Source organism: Catenulispora sp. EB89, from assembly GCF_041261445.1.
GTDB lineage: Bacteria > Actinomycetota > Actinomycetes > Streptomycetales > Catenulisporaceae > Catenulispora.
The window spans coordinates 261,433-278,713 of record NZ_JBGCCU010000005.1 but is presented as its reverse complement, the minus strand read 5'-3'; the positions used below and the strand labels follow the sequence as shown (position 1 = coordinate 278,713).

General features: G+C 70.6%; 12 protein-coding genes. 5 read left to right on the top strand and 7 right to left on the bottom strand.

Going from position 1 to position 17,281, the window contains the following annotated elements:
* Positions 1–422: 422 nt before the first annotated feature.
* Both ABH920_RS13480 and ABH920_RS13475 read right to left on the bottom strand, forming a co-directional pair.
* Positions 423–1,690 (bottom strand): IS3 family transposase gene (locus tag ABH920_RS13480; protein WP_370349272.1). Its coding sequence is split into 2 segments (ribosomal slippage): positions 423–1,333 and positions 1,333–1,690, totalling 1,269 coding nucleotides; the frame shifts between segments, so codons are not numbered across the junction.
* Positions 1,691–2,010: 320 nt separating this feature from the next.
* Entirely contained in the window at positions 2,011–2,742 is a 732-nt protein-coding gene (locus ABH920_RS13475) for a hypothetical protein (RefSeq protein ID WP_370349271.1), read from the bottom strand.
* Positions 2,743–2,968: 226 nt separating this feature from the next.
* On the opposite strand from ABH920_RS13475, the gene ABH920_RS13470 reads away from it, so the two are divergent.
* The 5 genes from ABH920_RS13470 (at position 2,969) to ABH920_RS13450 (ending at position 8,676) form a co-directional block, all read left to right on the top strand.
* Positions 2,969–3,862, top strand: a complete 894-nt coding sequence (locus ABH920_RS13470) for a hypothetical protein (protein WP_370349270.1) — start codon at positions 2,969–2,971, stop codon at positions 3,860–3,862.
* Between the two features lie 13 nt (positions 3,863–3,875).
* On the top strand, positions 3,876–5,288 hold the full coding sequence (locus ABH920_RS13465; protein ID WP_370349269.1) for an O-antigen ligase family protein: 1,413 nt from the start codon (positions 3,876–3,878) through the stop codon (positions 5,286–5,288).
* The gene (locus ABH920_RS13460) at positions 5,285–6,811 is read left to right on the top strand and encodes an oligosaccharide flippase family protein (RefSeq protein ID WP_370349268.1); all 1,527 of its coding nucleotides are present in this window, start codon (positions 5,285–5,287) and stop codon (positions 6,809–6,811) included. Before ABH920_RS13465 ends, ABH920_RS13460 begins: the two co-directional genes overlap by 4 nt.
* A gap of 66 nt (positions 6,812–6,877) precedes the next feature.
* Positions 6,878–7,453: a TetR/AcrR family transcriptional regulator gene (locus tag ABH920_RS13455; protein ID WP_370349267.1), complete on the top strand. Its 576-nt coding sequence runs from the start codon at positions 6,878–6,880 to the stop codon at positions 7,451–7,453.
* Positions 7,450–8,676 (top strand): cytochrome P450, encoded by a 1,227-nt coding sequence (locus tag ABH920_RS13450; RefSeq protein WP_370349266.1) that lies wholly within the window; start codon positions 7,450–7,452, stop codon positions 8,674–8,676. The genes ABH920_RS13455 and ABH920_RS13450 overlap by 4 nt, the downstream gene beginning before the upstream one ends.
* A 496-nt stretch (positions 8,677–9,172) precedes the next feature.
* Here the strand turns inward: ABH920_RS13450 and ABH920_RS13445 are convergent, their stop codons facing one another.
* The 5 genes from ABH920_RS13445 to ABH920_RS13425 all read right to left on the bottom strand — a co-directional run bounded on the left by ABH920_RS13445 (position 9,173) and on the right by ABH920_RS13425 (position 17,277).
* On the bottom strand, positions 9,173–10,228 hold the full coding sequence (locus ABH920_RS13445; RefSeq protein WP_370349264.1) for a glycosyltransferase family 2 protein: 1,056 nt from the start codon (positions 10,226–10,228) through the stop codon (positions 9,173–9,175).
* A 130-nt stretch (positions 10,229–10,358) separates the two neighbouring features.
* Positions 10,359–14,207, bottom strand: a complete 3,849-nt coding sequence (locus tag ABH920_RS13440; protein WP_370349263.1) for a DUF4082 domain-containing protein — start codon at positions 14,205–14,207, stop codon at positions 10,359–10,361.
* 35 nt (positions 14,208–14,242) lie between these two features.
* Positions 14,243–15,361, bottom strand: a complete 1,119-nt coding sequence (locus ABH920_RS13435; RefSeq protein ID WP_370349262.1) for a DegT/DnrJ/EryC1/StrS family aminotransferase — start codon at positions 15,359–15,361, stop codon at positions 14,243–14,245.
* Between the two features lie 130 nt (positions 15,362–15,491).
* A complete protein-coding gene (locus ABH920_RS13430) occupies positions 15,492–16,169 on the bottom strand; it encodes a NeuD/PglB/VioB family sugar acetyltransferase (protein ID WP_370349261.1) in 678 nt (225 codons plus the stop codon).
* Positions 16,162–17,277 carry a DegT/DnrJ/EryC1/StrS family aminotransferase gene (locus ABH920_RS13425; protein ID WP_370349505.1) on the bottom strand — a complete coding sequence of 372 codons (1,116 nt, stop codon included), beginning with the start codon at positions 17,275–17,277 and terminating at the stop codon, positions 16,162–16,164. Before ABH920_RS13425 ends, ABH920_RS13430 begins: the two co-directional genes overlap by 8 nt.
* Between the last annotated feature and the right edge of the window lie 4 nt (positions 17,278–17,281).

Below are 17,281 nucleotides of genomic sequence, written 5' to 3'. Positions count from 1 at the left end.
CGGTGGCGGCCGCCGGTTTTCGCGGGCAAGACCGCGCAGTAGTTCAGGTCGCTACTGTGGTGCGTTGGCGGCTGGCGGTTTTCGCGTCCACGACCACGCACAGGTCCGAGTCACTGCGCACGCGTTTGGTCTGGCGGCTGCCTGCCGCGTTTGGTGGGCACCTCGAGGCCTCCGGCGGGCACTCTACAGCGAGGGGGCGACCCGCACGACCTGCTGTTTGGCGGCGGCCCGCGACTGTTCGGCTTGCCATCACGCTGTTGCCTGCGCCGCGCTGGCCGGCGGCAGTCGCTGCTTGTGGTCGCCGAGGTTCTGGGTCCCTCGCCGCGTCGTCGCCGTAAACGGAACCAGTCCGGTCCGGCGGTATCAAGCCGCACCCCTGCTGCTGTGGGGCCTTCCCCCTTGAAGGTGGACACCCTGTGTGTTTATGCGGCTAGTGCGAGTGTATATGCGTGTTCGTAGGTTTTGGGGCTGAGTTGGCCGTTGGCGGAGTGTCGTCGGTGTGTGTTGTATCGGTGGAGCCAGTTGGAGACTTCGGTGCGGGCTTGGTCGGCGGTGTCCCAGCGGTGGCGGTGTTGCAGGGTCTCGCGTTTGAGGCTGGCGTGGAAGGATTCGCAGGCGGCGTTGTCGGCGGAGGTGCCCACAGCGCCCATGGAGCGGGTGACGCCCAGGCTGCGGCACATATCGGCGTACTGGGCCGAGGCGTATTGGGCACCGTGGTCGGAGTGGAAGATCGCGCCATGCAGGCTGCCGCGTAGTGCCGCGGCGGCTTTGAGGGCATCAGTGACCAGGTCGGTGCGCATGTGGTCGGCGATGGACCAGCCGGCGATGCGGCGGCTGTGGCAGTCGATCACTGTGGCCAGGTAGAGGAACTGTCCGTCGCCGTAGGGCAGGTAGGTGATGTCGCCCATGTACTTGGTGTTCGGCGCATCGGCGGTGAAGTCCCGGCCGAACAAGTCGGGGATCATCGATGCCTGCGGGTCGGGGATGGTCGTGGTCGCGCGACGACGCAGCCACAGGCCCACGATGCCGAAGGCGCGTATCACCCGCGCGACCTTCTTCTCGTTGATCACCATGCCGTGCTGTTCGCGCAGTTCGGCCGTGATCCGCGGCGAGCCCCACGTCCCCGACCACTGTTGATGGATTCTCCCGATGGTCTCGGCCAGGGCGGCGTCGGCCGCGGCCCTGGCGGCGCGGCCGGCCCGGCCGGTACGCCACTTGTAGAAGGAGGATCGTGGCACGTTCAGCACGTGGCACAGCCGCTTGATGCTCCAGGCATCGCAGTGGTCCTCGATGAACTGGCAGCGGCTCACCAGATCATCTCTTGTGCGAAAAACTGTGTGGCCGCACGCAGGATGTCACGTTCGACCGTGAGCTTCTGGTTCTCTTTGCGGGCCTGTGCCAGTTGACGGCGCAGCATCTCCAGCTGCGCCTGCGGCGGCTCCGGCTCGCCGCCGGGCTCGGGGCTGGTAGGGCTGTCGTACACGGTCTCCCCGTCGGTGCAGGTCGTGTGGTTCGTGCGGCTGCTGATGTCCGCCACGTCGACCCCGGCGGCACCGTTCACCCACTGATGCAGTAACTGCCGGGAGACCCCCAAGTCACGGGCCACAGCACCGAGAGTGTGGCCAGGATCCGACAGATACAGCGCCACCGCATCGGCACGGAACCCCGGCGGATAGAGCTTGAACACCATAAATAATCACCTCTCCACGGCCCACCAAGGGCCGATCAAAGGTGTCCACCAACCAGGGGGAAGCCCCGTGGTGCAGTCGCGCCCGGCTGGACACCACCAGCCCGGCCAGGTTGGCTTCGCCCGTCGACGCGGCGAGGGACCCAGAACCAACACCCCACATGGTCCTTCGGACCCCCTAGCCACATGGCCGGTCGCGCAGCCCCGTCGCCACCCGCAACCACCACGGCACCGGTTCTCACCGGAACCAGCAACCTGGCCACCCCGGCCCCGCTCACCGCTCCCGACCGGCGGCCGCCAGCGCAACCCGCCCCCAACCACCCTCACCACTCCGCCCCCGCAACCTCCAACCGCCGCCCGCCGCGCCCCGCGCTCCGCCGCCGGGCCTCGCGCCGCACCCACCCGGGAATCAGCGCTGCGGCGCCGCCGCCGATCAGCAGGACGCCCGCCAGCGCCCGCGTCTTGCGCACTGGCACCGGGCCGGTCGAGGGCGATACCAGCAGCTGCGTCCGCACCCGGTCGCCGGCGTCGACGCCGACGCGGTTCTGTAGGTCGTCGAGGTCTGCGTTCAGGGCGTTCAGCAGGATCTTCAGCGATCCCGAGGCTGCCGCGACGCTCGGGCCGTCCGCCGTGATGTCCAGGCGCGGCAGCCAGTAGTACGGCTCCTGCGTTGTGCCGCTGTTGCGCGGGGTCAGGGAGTAGCCCGCCGACATGCCTTCGGCGTGGAGCTGCGCGGCGCTCGAGTCGCTTGACAGGCCCTCGGCGATCAGGGCTGCCGTGGCCGCCAGTGAGGCCTTCTGGTCCGCGTAGGGGTTCGGGTTGTCTGCCTTCGCCTGCTCGATCGCCGGGGCCTCGACCTGGACCACCGCCTGGGTCCGGTAGCGGGGCGCGGGGTGGGTCGCGGCGTAGCCGCCGGCCATCGTCACCGCCAGGATCGGGATGGCGAGCCACCAGGCGCGCGCGCGGAGCCGCACCTCGCGCACCACGCGGGCGTTCCGCCAGCCCCGCGTCGTGCCCGCCGTGCCGGGCTCGCCCTGCGCGTCGTGCGCCCTCACACTCGTCCCCTCCTCGGCCGGTCGTGCGCGCCGTTGGTGGCCCGCGACGACGTTCTCGATGATGCAGGCCGGTGGGCCGGTGCGGAAGCCCGCGGGCCGAGGGAGATCCCCTCAACCGCGACCTTGTCCGTTTCCTTCCCCGTGGCCTTATACGGCCCTATCATGGACCACCGTCGGGTTCCGTCTGGGATTCGGCACGCGGGCCGAAGCGAAACGTGGGGGGACCATGGATCTCGGCACGATGCTGCGCGTCATGCTGCGGCGATGGTACGTGTCCATCCCCGCGCTGATCGTGGCTATCGCCCTTCCGGGAGCTGCCTGGACGATGATCTCGTCCACGTATCAGACCACGTCGACGATCAGTCTTCTGAACTCGTCGGCGGCTTCCAGCGCGAACCAGCGGACCGGGAATCCTTTCCTGGCCTTCGACAGTTCCCTGACGCCGATGGCGGACTTTCTCGCGCGCCGTCTGGGCTCGGACCAGTCGGCGGCCGATCTGGCCGCCCGCGGGGTCGTCGACCCGGCCTCGGCCGAGCTCGCCCCGAACGCCTCGGGGCCCTTCCTCACTCTGACGGTGAGCGGTAAGAACCAGAACCAGGTGCTGACCGAACTGCAGACGTTCGACCAGTACGCGATCGACCAGCTCGCGGTGATCCAGACCACCACCACGGCCTCGCTGCCCAGCTCGACGCTGATCCGCGCGGTGGTCGTGGTGCCGCCGCAGAAGCCCACGACGTCGATGAAGAAGAAGTTCGAGGACGTGGCCGGGGCCGGCGTCTTCGGTCTGGCGATCCTCTTCCTCTCGGTCTTCGGCAGCGAGGCGCTGGCGCTGCGCCGGGCCCGCGAGCGCGCCGGCCAGCCGCGCCGCCGGATCGGTTCCGGGAACGGGACCGGAAACGGAAGCGGGACCGGAAGCGGGAACAGCATCAGCACCGCAAGCGCCGGCACCGGCACCCTGGCCCGACGCACCCCGGCCCTGTCCTCCGCCTCCCAGCTCCCCCGCTACCGCGATCCCGAGTTCGATCCAGAGGACGAGGATGAAACCGAGCCGTGGATCGACATCGAGCCACTCCCGCTCGAACACCTCGCGATCACCGATCGCGATCCGGGCTCGCGCTGACGGGCGCCGGGACGTGAGCGCTCCGGCGCCTCCGCGCCTGCGTCGCCCCATCCGTCGCGGCGGCGACGTCGCCCCGGCCCGCAAGCCCGCGACGGCCACGCCGGATGCGAAGCCCCCGAAGCGCGACGCCGCCTCGATTCTGACCATCTACGCCGCCCTGGTGATGCTGGCGCCGGCCACCCAGACGTTCGCCAACCTCGGCGCCCTGGGCGCCCCGGCGACCATCTTCTCGGTCATGGCGCTCCTGTGGTTCCTGGCCGGACGCCTCACCGGGCGCCTCAGCCTGGATCCGGGGTCCAGCTCGGTGCGCAAGGCGATGTGCGTCTTCACCGTCGCCTTCACCCTGTCCTACATCGGCCTGTCCGGCCGCTCGGCCAGCCCGCTGGAGACCCAGGCCGCCGACCGGGCCCTGATCCTCATGCTGATCTGGTGCGGCCTGGTGGTCGTGGCCTCCGCCGGGATCACCGAGCGGGCCCGCCTGGAGGTGCTGCTGCGCCGGCTGGTCCTGCTCGGCACGGTCGTGGCCGTGATCGGCATCTTCGAGTTCTTCTCCGGCTGGCAGCTGACCGAGCACGTCATCATCCCGGGCCTGGCGACCAACAGCGATCCGGCCGCCACCGGCGCCCGCGGCGGCCACCTGCGTGCGCAGGCCACGACCACCCAGCCGCTGGAGTTCGGCGCGGTGATCGCGGTCCACCTGCCCTTCGCGCTCCAGCAGGCCGGCGACGCCGCGCGCTGGGGCACCGGGCTGAAGAACATGCTGCGCCGCTACGGCCCGGTGACCACCATGATCATCAGCCTCCCGATGACGGTGTCCCGCACCGCGATCATCGGCCTGGTCGTGGTCCTGGCGGTGCTGATGCCGTCCTGGCCCAAGGCCCGGCGCCGCCCCGCCTACCTCATGACGCTGGTCGGGGCCGCGGCCGTCCGGGTCCTCGTCCCGGGCCTGCTCGGCACGATCCTGGTGCTGTTCTCCTCGGCCTCCGGAACCTCCGACAACAGCTCGCAGGCCCGCACGAAGGACTACGCGGGCGTCGCGCCGTACATCAAACAACGGCCGTGGTTCGGCCGCGGCCCGGCCACGTTCATCCCCAGCCTCTACCGCTACACCGACAACTACTACCTCCTCGCGCTCGTCGAGGTCGGCGTGGTCGGGGTCCTGGCCGTGCTGGTCATCTACTTCACCGGCATCCGCGCCGGGCGGCTGGGCCGCAAGCTGAGCGTGGACGAGCCGTACCGCGACCTCGGCCAGTGCTTCGCGGCGGCCTTCGCGGTGATGCTCTTCATCAGCGCCACCTTCGACACGCTCAGCTTCCCGATGCTCAGCGGGTTGTTCTTCCTCCTCTTCGGCTGTTCGGGTGCTTATTTAGGCATAGCCCGCTCGGAAGCCGCCGCCAGAGCCCGAGCCCAGGCAGGTACCGGATGAGCCAGACGCAAGCCGACGCACCGGAATCGCTCGGCGACCGGGTCCGCTCCGCCGCAAAGTGGAGTCTGATCAACACCCTGCTGATCCGGATCGGCACCTTCGCCACCGGCGTGGTCCTGGCGCGCGGCGCGCTGACGCCGCGGGACTGGGGCCTGTACGCGGTCGGCGGCGTCGCGCAGGCGGTGCTGCTGTCGTTCAACGAGCTGGGCGTCAGCCTGGCCGTGGTGCGCTGGGACCGCGACCCGCGCACGTTCGCGCCGACGGTGGTCACGCTCGCGACGGCGTCCAGCACGCTGCTGTACGTCGCGCTCTGGTTCCTGGCGCACGACATCGCGATCATGCTGGGCTCCCCGGACGCGACCGGCGTCCTGCGGATCCTGTGCTTCGCCGTGGTCGTCGACGGCGTGGCCTGCGTCCCGAACGCCGTGCTGATGCGCGAGTTCCGACAGCGCGCGCGGCTGACGATCGACCTGCTGACCTTCGTCGTGAGCTCCGGCCTGACGCTGATCCTGGCGTTCCGCGGCTGGGGTGCCTCCAGCTTCGCCTGGGGCGGCGTGGCCGGCGTGATGGTGGCGCTGATCGGCTGTGGTATCGCAGCCCCCGGATATCTGCGGCCGGGCTGGGACCGCGCGGTGGCCCGCGAACTCATCCGCTACGGCGCCCCGCTGGCCGGTGCGAGCCTGTTCGTCCTGGCGACGATGAACACCGACAGCGCGGTGGTCGGCGCGACGCTCGGGCCGGTGGCGCTGGGCCTGTACCGGGTGGCGTTCACGATGTCGAGCTGGCCGGTGCGGGCGATCTCCGAGACGGCGCGGCGCGTTTCCTTCGCCGGGTTCTCGCGCGCGGCCGTCTCCGCGCAGACCCTCACCGACGGTTTCACCAGCGGACTCTCGCCGCTGCTGATCGCCTCGGTCCCGGCCTGCGCCCTGCTGGCGGCGTTGCCGAGCCCGATCATCCGCTCGGTCTACGGCGACCAGTGGACCGGCGCCGCCGGTGCCTTGCGCTACCTGGCGATTCTCGGTCTGCTGCGGATCATCTTCGAGCTCTGTTACGACTTCATGGTTGCCGCCGGGCGCTCCCGGGCGCTCCTGACCGTCCAGGCGATCTGGTTGGCCGCGTTGATCCCCGCGCTCATCATCGGCGCGCACCGCCACGGCATCAGCGGCGTGGGACTGGGCCACGTCATCGTCGCGGCGGGCCTCATCGGGCCGGCCTACCTCCTGACGTTGCGCGCCGTGGGCATCCATCCGCTCCGCATCTTCGCGGTCACGTGGCGACCGGTCATCGGCGGCGCCGTGGTGGTCGCGGTCGCCATGGCGGTGAACCACGTCGCCGGCGACTCCGATCTCGGGCTGGCCGGGGCGAGCCTGGCGGCGATGGTCGCGTACGTGCCGATCGCCGTGCCGGCGTCGGCGATGCGGCAGGTGTGGGGCGCGGTGGGCTCCCGGCTCAGCCGGCGGCCGAAGGCGACGCCGCTGCCCGCGATCACCGACGAGCGGCTCGCTTCGGGGGAGTCGCTATAGCTGTTCAGAGGCGTTCACTACCGCACACCATTGTCATGTGAAAAACGCAGGCGTACCGTTCTGAACATGACTGTTCAGTCCGGCATCCTCGGCCGCTCCCGACGCGCGGTGAAGCGGCCCCTGCTCGACGTCGTCGCGGAAGTACTCCTGGCCCAACCCGGCGCCTCGCTCGCCGAAGTGGCAGAAGCCGCCGGGATCAGCCGTACGACGTTGCACAAGCACTACGCGACCAGGGACGACCTGGTGCGCGCGGTGGGCCTGCGGGCCACGGAGATCTACGAGCAGGCGGTGGACCGCGTCGCCGACGAGCCCGGCACCGAGGCGGGGCTGCGGCGGCTGATCGTCGCGATGATCGAGAGCGGTCCGCAGCTGACGTTCCTGTGGCGGAACCCCGTCCTCGACGAGGACCACGAACTCACGGAGCGGTACATCGACGCGGAGAAGCGCTGCCTGGCGGTGCTCGATCGGGCCCGGAGCCAGGGGCTGCTCGCCGCGTCGACGCCGGACTGGTGGATGCTGCAGACGCTGTATTCGCTCGTGTACACGGCCGCCGAGTGCGTGCAGTTCGGGAAGCTGGCGCCGCTCGACGCGCCGGATCTCGCGCTCAGTACTCTGCTGCACGGTTTGGGCGTGCGGGCATGAGCAAGTTCTCGCAGACGGCCGGATTCGCGGCGTACCTCTCCATGCAACGCGCCAGCACGCAGTATCTGGCGCACATCCGGCGCGAGCCGCTGGCGATGCTCATGACGCGGAAGGGGCGCGAGGACCCGTATCCCATCTACCGGCGGATGCGCGAGCGGGGGACGCTGGCCCTGACGGCGCGGGGGAACTGGTCGACGACGAGCCACCGGGTGTGCAACGCGGTGTTGCGGGACCGCAGGTTCGGCGTGGTGCAGGACGAGCAGTTGGACATGTCGTTCCTCGGCATGAACGCCCCGGACCACACCCGGCTGCGGCGGCTGGCCCAGCCGGCGTTCAGCCCGAAGACACTGCCGTCGTTCCGGGCCCGCATCGAGAGCACGGTCGGCGAACTGCTCGACCGGGCGTCTGCCACAGGGCGTTTCGACGTGGTCTCCGGCTTCGCCGCGCCGCTCCCGATCAGCGTCATCACCGAACTGCTGGGCATCCCCGACGCCGACAGCGGCGAGTTCGCCGAGCACGGCGCCGTCATCGGCAGCGCCCTCGACGGCATCCAGTCCCTGCGCCAGGCCTCACGCTTCGCCGCCTCGGACGCCAAGCTGCACGCCCTGTTCGAGAAGCTCTTCGAACTCCGCCGCCGCGAACCGGCCGACGACCTGATCAGCCGCCTGATCGCCGCCGAAGGCGACCAGATCGAGCCGGCCGAACTGGAACCGATGGTCTTCCTGCTGCTGATAGCGGGCTTCGAGACCACCGTCAACGTCATCGGCAACGGCATCCTGGCCCTCCTGAACAACCCGGACCAGTGGGAAGCACTCCGCGCGGACCCCGAACGCCTGGCCCCGAAGGCGGTCGAAGAAGCACTCCGCTACGACCCCCCGGTCCAGGTGACGAGCCGCATCGCCCTGGAGGACGTCGAGCTCGAAGGCCACCGGATCAAACAAGGCCAGTCGGTCGTGACCCTGCTCGGCGCCGCCGGCCGCGACCCCGAGGTCTACGACCACCCGGAGCGATTCGACATCGACCGCAAGGACCCAGCCGACCACCTGGCCTTCTCCAGCGGCGCCCACTACTGCGTGGGCCAACCCCTGGCCCGCATGGAGCTGACGATCGCCATGCAGCTGCTGGCGGAGCGCATGCCCCAGCTGAGGATCGCGGGCCCGGTACGGCGCAAGCCGGGGTCGACGATCAGGGGGCTGCGGCAGCTGCCGGTGCTGGCTGGTTGAGGTGCGCGCCGCGGGACGCATGACGGTGCGCGCGCCGGCGGCCTGCGGTCAGCAGCGGCTTGCGATCAGCGGCTGATGTCGGCGAGCGGCGAGAGGCGGTCGAGCAGCACACAGCAGGGTCGATGCTCGCCAACCGAGTGGTCTGCGATCGGCGATCGGCGATCGGCGGTCTGCAGTCTGCGGTCTGCAGTCGGCGATCGGCGATCGGCGATCGGCGATCGGCGATCGGCGATCGGCAGTCGGCAGTCGGCAGTCGGCGGCACACAGCAAGGTCGATGCTCGCCAACCGAGTGGTCTGCGATCGGCGCTCGGTCCGCAGCACTCGGCTGGCAGCAATCGAGCAGCGAGCGACTGAGCTGGCGGCGCCGCCGGTGCCCGACAGCCAGTCGCTCAGCGCTCGATCGGCAGCACCCGGCTGGCGGCAGTCAAGCAGGAAGCGGCTGCACCAGCGGCACGGCCGGTGTTCGCCAGCCCACCGACCCGCACACCGCCCCGCCTACCACCCCCGCCGCCGCCAAGACTGCCACCAAACCCACTCCCGTCCCCGATTCACCGCCGCGCTCACCACCAGCGGCCGCAGGTAGGGCATCGCCCGCTCCCCCACCGCGCGCCGCACCTTCAGGCCCGCGTACTCCGGCAGCCTGCGGTACTCCGGCCAGCAGTCCTCCGCGAAGGTGACCAGCTCCGTCACCGGGACCGTCCCCGTCAGTCCCTTGTCGTACGCGCGCACCGCCCGCCGCAGTGCCTGCCGTGCCAGCCTCCGGCGCATGTCCGCGGCCCACGCGTCGGCGTCCGGCAGGGCGTCGCCGCACTTCACCAGGACCGACTCGAATGCCGCGCGGCGTTGGCGCAGGTCGTCCAGTTGGCCGCCGAAGTCGACCGTCGACATGTTCGCGGCGTGCCGCCGGTAGTACGCCTGGTCCGCGCCTCGGATGTGGCCTACGCCGGCCACCGACGCGGCGCGCATCCACATCTCGATGTCGCCTGAGTGCGGCAGTGCGGGGTCGTAGCCGCCGATGCGCTTCTGGACCGAGGTGCGGATCACCACCTCCGGTGAGGTGATGCATCCCTCCGCCGTGCGGAAGCGGCGCCGGAGCCACCACAGGCCCGGGCGGACCGCCCACTGGCCGCTGTGCCAGTCCGCGCCGCGTGCCGGCGGCAGCGCGGAGCCGTCCTGGAAGGTCAGCGGGTGTCCGTACACGAACCCGACCGCGGGGTGCGCGTCCAGCAGTGCCGTCGCGCGTACCAGCGCCCCGGGTGTGAGCCGGTCGTCGGCCGACAGCAGGACGCTGTAGTCCCCGTCGGCCCACTCCAGCAGCCCCTCGTTGTACGTCGCGATGTGCCCCCGGTTGGCCTCGTGCACCTGCACCGTGATCCGCGGGTCGGCCGCCGCCAGCTCCCGGGCGCGGTCCGCCGAGTCGTCGGGCGAGGCGTCGTCGATGATCAGGACCCGTACGTCGACGCCGGGCTGTTCGTCCAGCACGCTCCGCACGCAGTCGGCCAAGAAGTGCCCGTACCGGTAGCACGGGATCACGACACTGACACTGCCCATAACAATCCGCCCGGTCCCTCGCCGCTAAAGCTCACTGTCAAAGAAGAACAAGAACAACTACAAGAACAAACCAGCAAGCGGCCGGCCGGCCCCCACGCCCGAAAGCGCAGAACCCGACCGGCCGCCAGCCCTACCGGATCCCCGGCTTGTTACTCCGACTCCCGTAGGAAGGCGACGGCAACACGCCCGGCGCCACCCCCAACGGCGTCCCCTCGCCCGGCACGTGCGGCGTTCCGCCGGCCACGACCGTCGGCTGGATCACCCAGGTCAGCGGCGGCGTCGGATCGTCGTTGTCGACGTTCGCGTTCACCGTCACCCGGTACGAGGCGTTCCGCGGCAGCATCCCGTTGGGATGGAACGCCACCACATGCGTCGTCGGATCGAACGTCACGTACCCCGGCATGTTCGTCCCCGCCTGCCACTCCTGCCCCGGCACCGGCGCCGCCGTCACCACGGTCATCTTCACCGAAGCCGGATCGGCCGTCGGGGGAAGCACCGTCGTGATCGGATGCGTCGGGTCCATCACCGGGTCCTCGCGCAGCGCGAGCCGGTTGCCCGCGAGCGTCGGCACCACCGCGGCCCCCGTCGCACCCGTCGTCCGCGTCCCGCTCACCCGCACGCTCGGGCTCTTCAGCGGTGTCGCGGCCGGGCTCGCGGCCGGCGCCGTCGTCTGGAACACCGGATCCACCCAGTAGTTCGTGGCGTTGTAGGTGTTCGTCGGGAACGTGGTCGTCGACCCGTAGGAGTACAGACCGTTGGAAGTGCCCGGCGCGCTCAGCGGATAGTACGTGTGCTGGTTGGTGAAGTACCCCGCGTCAGCCGCGTAGTGCCCGACCGGCGCGTGGTAGGAGACCACGTACGTCGTGTTCGCCGCGATCGACACCGGCGTCGAGAACGTCAGCGTCTGCCACCCGGAAGCGCTCTCCCCGGTGAACGTGCCCGTCGCCAGCTGCTGCCCGGTGGCGCTCCACAGCGTCCCGGTGTGCGTGCCGGTGTTCGCGGCACTCTTGTAGAACCGCAGCCCGGTCACGTTCCCCGCGATCGACGACGAGAACTTCACCCCGAGCTCCACCGAGTTCCCGTCCCCGGAGTCCGCGGTCGTGGGCACCGTGGACGACGGCCACAGCGTGCACGGGCACGACGGCGCCGGCATCGTGGCGGCCGTGGTGAACGACCACGTCACCGGAGCCGTCATCGCGTTCCCGTACGCGTCGTCCGCCTGGATCGAAGCGGTGTACCCGGTGCTCAGCCCCAGCGGGCTGTCCGGCGTGAACACGATCGTGTTCGTCGCCGCCGTGTAGCTCACGGACCCGGGCACCGCGGTCCCCGTCCCGTCCTTCACCGTGAAGGTCGCCGTCGTCGGGTCCATGGCCGCGCTGAACGACGCCGTCACCGGAGCCGTCGGCGACACCGCGGTCGCCCCCGACCCCGGCGACGTCGACGTCACCGTCGGCGGCGTGGTCGGGATCCCGGTGTTGTCGAACACCGGGTCCACCCAGTAGTTGGTGTCGTTGTAGGAGTTGTTCGGGAAGGAAGTCGACGCCGCATAGGTGTAGACGCCGTTCCCGCCGGACGACGACGACTGCTGCGCCTGGATCGGCGGCGCGCCGGCCCCGCCGTTCGTGAAGTACCCGGCGTCGGCCGCGTAGTGCCCGACCGGTGCGTGGTACGACACGACGTACGTCGTGTTGGCCTTGATCGACACCGGAGTGGTGAAGTTCAGGGTCTGCCAGCCGGGCTGGGTCACCGTCGCCGTCGAGGCCGGGGTGGACCCGAGCAGGATCCCGTTCGAGGTCCACAGGCTCGCCACGTGGGAGCCGGTGTTCGCCGGGCTCTGGTAGAACCGGACGCCGGTGATCTTGCCCGCGGTCGAGGTCTTGAACTTCGTCCCGATCTCCACCGACGAGCCGTCCCCGCTGTCCGGATGGGCCGGCGAGGCGGTGGACGGGAAGATCACGCAGGGGCAGATCTGCGGCCCCACGGTCAGCGTGACCGACTGCGTGGCCCCGATGTCCGCGTTGTCGTCCTCGGACCGGACCTGGATCGTCGCGCTGCCCATCGTGGTCGGCGTCCAGGCGTAGCTCCAGGACACCGAGCCGCCGGCGGTGTGCGTCGTGCTGGCGGCGTTCCACGTCGTGCCGCCGTCCACGGAGACCTCGACGCGGGCCACCACGGTCCCGGTCGACGGCGCCGCGGTGCCGGTCGCCGTCAGCGGCTTGAGCACCTGCACCGTGGAACCGGCGGCCGGAGCGGTCATCGTCGTCGTCGGCCCCTGCGTCCCGGCCGGCAGCGCCGTCCCGACGACCAGCCCGGTCTGCGGGGTGGTCGGCTGCACGCCCTCGTCGGAGAGCATGTTCATGGTCGCCTGCTGGACGTCGCGGTCCGCCGTGGTGGTCTGGTTGGGCGGGTTCGGCGGGTTCGCGACGCCGGTGTTGTCGGTATGCAGGTTGTTCAGACCCCAGGACCACTGGACCGTGGCCGTGCCGAACACCAGCGCGTGCGACGTCTGGTCGCGGAACTCCACCAGGCTGTGCGTGGCCTGCCCGGTCGAGTAGTCGTTGCCGTAGTCCGTGCGGAGCTGGTCCACGGTCAGCGTCGTCGAGGACAGGTCGATCTCACCGGGCGGCCGGGTGGAGTCGGCGTAGTCCGAGTCCCACTCGTAGCCGAGCAGACCGTACGGCGTGCTCTCCGAACCGCTCATGAGGCTCGCGACCGTCGTGTTCCGCCAGACCCGCAGGTTCGAGAACTGCGACGAGAAGGTGATCGGCGAGTACTGGTTCGCGTTGACCGAGAACAACGTGCCGGTCAACTGGTCCTCAGGTGCCGCGCCTGTCCCCAAGCCGTGCGCGTCCATCCAGGTCCCGGTCCACTGCCCTGTCGGGTCTGGGACTCCGTCCACCGGGGTGGTCCCGTACAGCTTCGTCATCTTGTAGGTGGTCATCGTGCGGTTCGGCGTGTTCGACCCGTCGATGCTGTTCTCCATCCGGGTCCGCCAGAACACCTCGTTGCCCGACATGAAGATCTGGTTCTGCCCGGCGTGCCGCGCGGCCATGACGTTGTTCCACTGGGCTTGGTTCCAGTACTCGTCGTGGCCTGAGGAGATGAACACCTTGTGGTTGCTCACCGACGCCGGATCAGTCGTGGCATCGATGCCGGAGATGTAGCTGACGTCGTAGCCGTTCTCCTCCAGCCAGTAGATCAGCGAGAACTCCGAGCCGAAGATCCCGTTCTGGCCGATGTCCGGCAGCGGACGGTTGTAGCTGACGCGGTACGCGCGTCCGTCCGGCGCCGGGCCGTTTCCGACGTACACGTCCTGGCCGCCGAAGGTGTTGTAGGCCTGCCAGGTCTGGTCGGAGGTCTGCACCACGACGTCGCTGTGGTGCGCGGCGTTGTCCGGCTCCCGGACCACCACCGGCACCGGCATGTAGCCGATCAGCGCGTCGGTGCTGTCCCACTGCTCCAGTGCCACGATGTAGACCCCGGACACCGCGGTGGACGGCACCTGGATCGACACGGTGGTCGGCCAGTTGCCGCAGTCCACCAGACCGGTGGACTTGTCGGAGTCACACGCCGGCAGGGTGCTGCCGTAGTCGGCGGGGTACGTGCCGGTCGAGGTGTTCATGCTCCACGACATCATCCGGGAGCCCTTGCCCCCGTAGTACCCGAGCCGGTCGACCTCGACGGCGTACTGCGTCGGCGACTCCACCTTCAAGGTGATCGTGCCGCCCGGCAGGACGCTCTCGCTGTTGACGAACCCCTGGATGTCTCCGTAGGCACTGGTGTACGTCGCCAGGTTCCCGGCGCCGTCCGTCAGATCCTCCACACCGGAGGTCTGCTGGTTCTCACACGCCACCGCGTTGGCACACGCCGAGGCGTGGGCCGGCACGGCCGCGCCCCACACCGTCACCACAGAGGCGACCGCCGCCGCGACGGCGGCGTATACAGGCTTTCTCAGCCCTCTGAAAATCTTGTGCGACATCGTTCGGCAACCTCGTTCGAAGTGCTCTGGTCCTGCTACGAGCGGCTCTGGTGCGCTGAGAGCGCCCGGGCCAGGGCGGCGACGACGGTCTCCTGCTGCTCCCGCATCAGGTGCGGGTGCAGCGGCAGGGAGAGCGTGTGCGCCGCGACGTGTTCGGCGTGCGGGAACGACGCGTCGGTGGCGAACGCGCCGGTCCGGTGGAGCGGCACCGGGTAGTGGATCCCCGCGCCGATGCCCTCGGCCTCCAGGCCGGCCAGGACCGCGTCGCGCGCGGGAACCTGGACTGTGTACAGATGCCAGACGTGCTCGTTGCCCGGCAGCACGGCCGGCAGCGTGACGTCCTCGATATCGGCGAGCAGCTTGTCGTAGTACGCCGCCGCGGCCTGGCGTGCGGCGTTCCACTCCGGGAGCCGGCGCAGCTTGGCGCGCAGGACCACAGCCTGCAGCGCGTCGAGCCGGCTGTTGACGCCCGCGATGTCGTGCGCGTACTTCACCAGGCCGCCGTGGCTGCCCAGCTTGCGCACCGTCCCGGCCAGCTCCTCGTCGTCGGTGAGGACCGCGCCTCCGTCCCCGTACGCGCCGAGGTTCTTCCCCGGATAGAAGCTCGTCGCGGCGATCGCCCCGGGGCCCGAGCCGGGCGTCCGGCCCAGCCGGCTCGCGCCCTGGCACTGGGCGGCGTCCTCGACGACGCGGATGTCGCTGCCTGCCAGCCCGGCCAGCAGCTCCTCCACCGGTGCCAGCTGTCCGTAGAGATGGACCGGCACGATCGCCTTGGTGGCCGGACGGATCGCGGCCAGCGCGGCCGGGACGTCGATCAGGCAGGTGACGGGATCGCAGTCCACGAACACCGGCTTGGCGCCGATCCTGGCCACCGCGCCGGCGGTCGCGGCGAAGGTGTTCGCCGGCACGATCACCTCATCGCCCGGGACGACTCCGACCGCCCGCAGCGACAGCTCCACCGCGTCGGTGCCGTTGGCCACGCCGACGCAGTGCCGGACGCCGCCGAACGCCGCGTACTCGCGCTCGAAGGCCGCCACCTGCGGACCGCCGACGAATCCCGTGGTGGCCAGCACCTCGGCGAACCCGGCCTGGACCGCGTGCGCGATCTCCGCGTGCGCGGCGGCCAGGTCGACCAGGGGTATGCGCGGGCTCATGGATGGGTCCTCCGGTCGGTGACACCGCGCTGCCCGGCGCGGTGGGTGAGTGATCGATGACAGGTGGTGGTGCTATGACAACGGCGGCGAGGGCATCTGCCTTGACCCTCGCCGTCTCCTTTCGCCGCGCTCACCGAAGTACGGCTCGGCGTGCTGACGGCTCCGGGCGCCGGACGTCCCGCAGTTTGCGGGCCGGATTCCCGACCCACACCTCGCCATCCGGGACGTCGCGGAGCACCACGGATCCCATGCCGACCTGCGACCAGGCGCCGATGTGCACGCCCTCCCGGACCATCGCCCCGGCCCCGATGTAGGCGCCCTCGTCGACCACCACGCCGCCGCCGAGCTTCACCCCGGAGGCCAGGGTCGCGAAGTCCCGGACCACGACGTCGTGGGTCACCACGGCGTGCGGCATCACGGCCACGTGCCGGCTGATCGTGGCGTCGGCGGTCAGGACCACCCCGGCGAGCAGCACCGAGCCGGCGCCGACCGTCGAACTCCGCGACACCTGCGCGAAGGGGTGGACGACGGTCGCGTACCGGCGCTCGGGCAGCCCGAGCCGCTCGACGATCTCGGCCCGCGCGAAGTAGTTGCGCGGGTTGCCGACGCAGACCACGAGCCGCACGCCCGGCAGCTCGCGCACCAGGTCGACCGGACCCAGCACCTGGTCGGCGATGAGCAGCCCGGGACTGGCGTCGTCCAGGAACCCGGCGAACACGTCGGAGCCCGGATACAGATCACGCACGGCGTCGGCCGTCTCCCGGCCGAAGCCGCCCGCCCCGGCTATCGCGATCCGCAGTTCAGTCACCGGCCGCCGCCTTCAGCACGGCTACCACGCGGTCCTGCTGGCCGTCGGTCATGCCGTGGAACACCGGCAGGATCAACGAGTTCAGGCTCAGGTCCTCGGTGACCGGCAGCCGCGGCGTGCTGACGTCCGCGTAGGCGGGCTCCAGGTGCGCGGCCATGATGCCGCGGCGCGCGGACACCCCGGCGTCCGAGAGCCGGAGCAGCAGATCGTCGCGGGTGACCGGGTACCGCTCGTCCAGGCGCACCCAGAACGACTGGTAGTTGGTCCGCCCGTACGCGGGGTCCGTGACCGGAGTCAGGCCCTTGATATCAGCCAGCGCCCGCCGGTACCGCGCCGCGAGCTCGCGCCGCTCGGCGACCGTCGCGGCCAGCTTCCGCAGCTGCACCAGCCCGACGGCGGCCTGGATGTCGGTCATCCGGTAGTTGAAGCCGGTCTCCAGATACGCCTCAAGCACCGGCTTGCTGCTGGCGTGCCGGTCGGCGGCCGAGACGTTCATCCCGTGCTCGCGCAGCCGCCGCATCCGCGCGGCGGACTCGGCGTCGTCGGTGGTGACCATGCCGCCCTCACCGGTGGTGAGCAGCTTGCGCGGGTGGAACGACCAGGCGGCCGCCTGCGCGCCGGCGCCGACCGGTCGGTCCCGGTAGCGCACGCCGGCCGCGCACGCCGCGTCCTCCAACAGCGCGAGGCCGCGGTCCGCACACAGCCCGCGCAGGGCGTCCAGATCCGCTGGGACCCCGCCCTGGTGCACCAGGATGACGGCGCGCGTCCTGGGCGTCAGGACGGCGGTGATCGTCTCAGGGGTCAGATTCCCGGTGGTGAGATCGACGTCGGCGAACACCGGAGTGGCACCGACGTACCGTGCCGCGTTCGCGGTCGCGATGAACGACAGCGACGGCACGACGACCTCGTCCCCGGCCTTGACGCCGAGTGCCACCAGGCCGAGGTGCAGCGCCGTGGTCCCGGAGCTGACGGCGACGCCGTGCGCGGCACCGACCTCGGCGGCGAAGGCCCGCTCGAACTCCGCGACCCGCGGGCCCTGCGCGACCCAGCCGGAGCGCACGGCCTCGGCCGCCGCCTCGGCCTCTTCCTCTCCGAGCCACGGGATCATCACC

Bases quoted from the DNA above. Each gene is read 5' to 3' on its own strand.
- ABH920_RS13470 (WP_370349270.1), top strand. From the start codon at position 2,969: ATGGATCTCGGCACGATGCTGCGCGTCATGCTGCGGCGATGGTACGTG.
- ABH920_RS13460 (WP_370349268.1), top strand. From the start codon at position 5,285: ATGAGCCAGACGCAAGCCGACGCACCGGAATCGCTCGGCGACCGGGTC.
- ABH920_RS13455 (WP_370349267.1), top strand. From the start codon at position 6,878: ATGACTGTTCAGTCCGGCATCCTCGGCCGCTCCCGACGCGCGGTGAAG.
- ABH920_RS13450 (WP_370349266.1), top strand. From the start codon at position 7,450: ATGAGCAAGTTCTCGCAGACGGCCGGATTCGCGGCGTACCTCTCCATG.
- ABH920_RS13445 (WP_370349264.1), bottom strand. From the start codon at position 10,228: ATGGGCAGTGTCAGTGTCGTGATCCCGTGCTACCGGTACGGGCACTTC.
- ABH920_RS13440 (WP_370349263.1), bottom strand. From the start codon at position 14,207: ATGTCGCACAAGATTTTCAGAGGGCTGAGAAAGCCTGTATACGCCGCC.
- ABH920_RS13435 (WP_370349262.1), bottom strand. From the start codon at position 15,361: ATGAGCCCGCGCATACCCCTGGTCGACCTGGCCGCCGCGCACGCGGAG.
- ABH920_RS13425 (WP_370349505.1), bottom strand. From the start codon at position 17,277: ATGATCCCGTGGCTCGGAGAGGAAGAGGCCGAGGCGGCGGCCGAGGCC.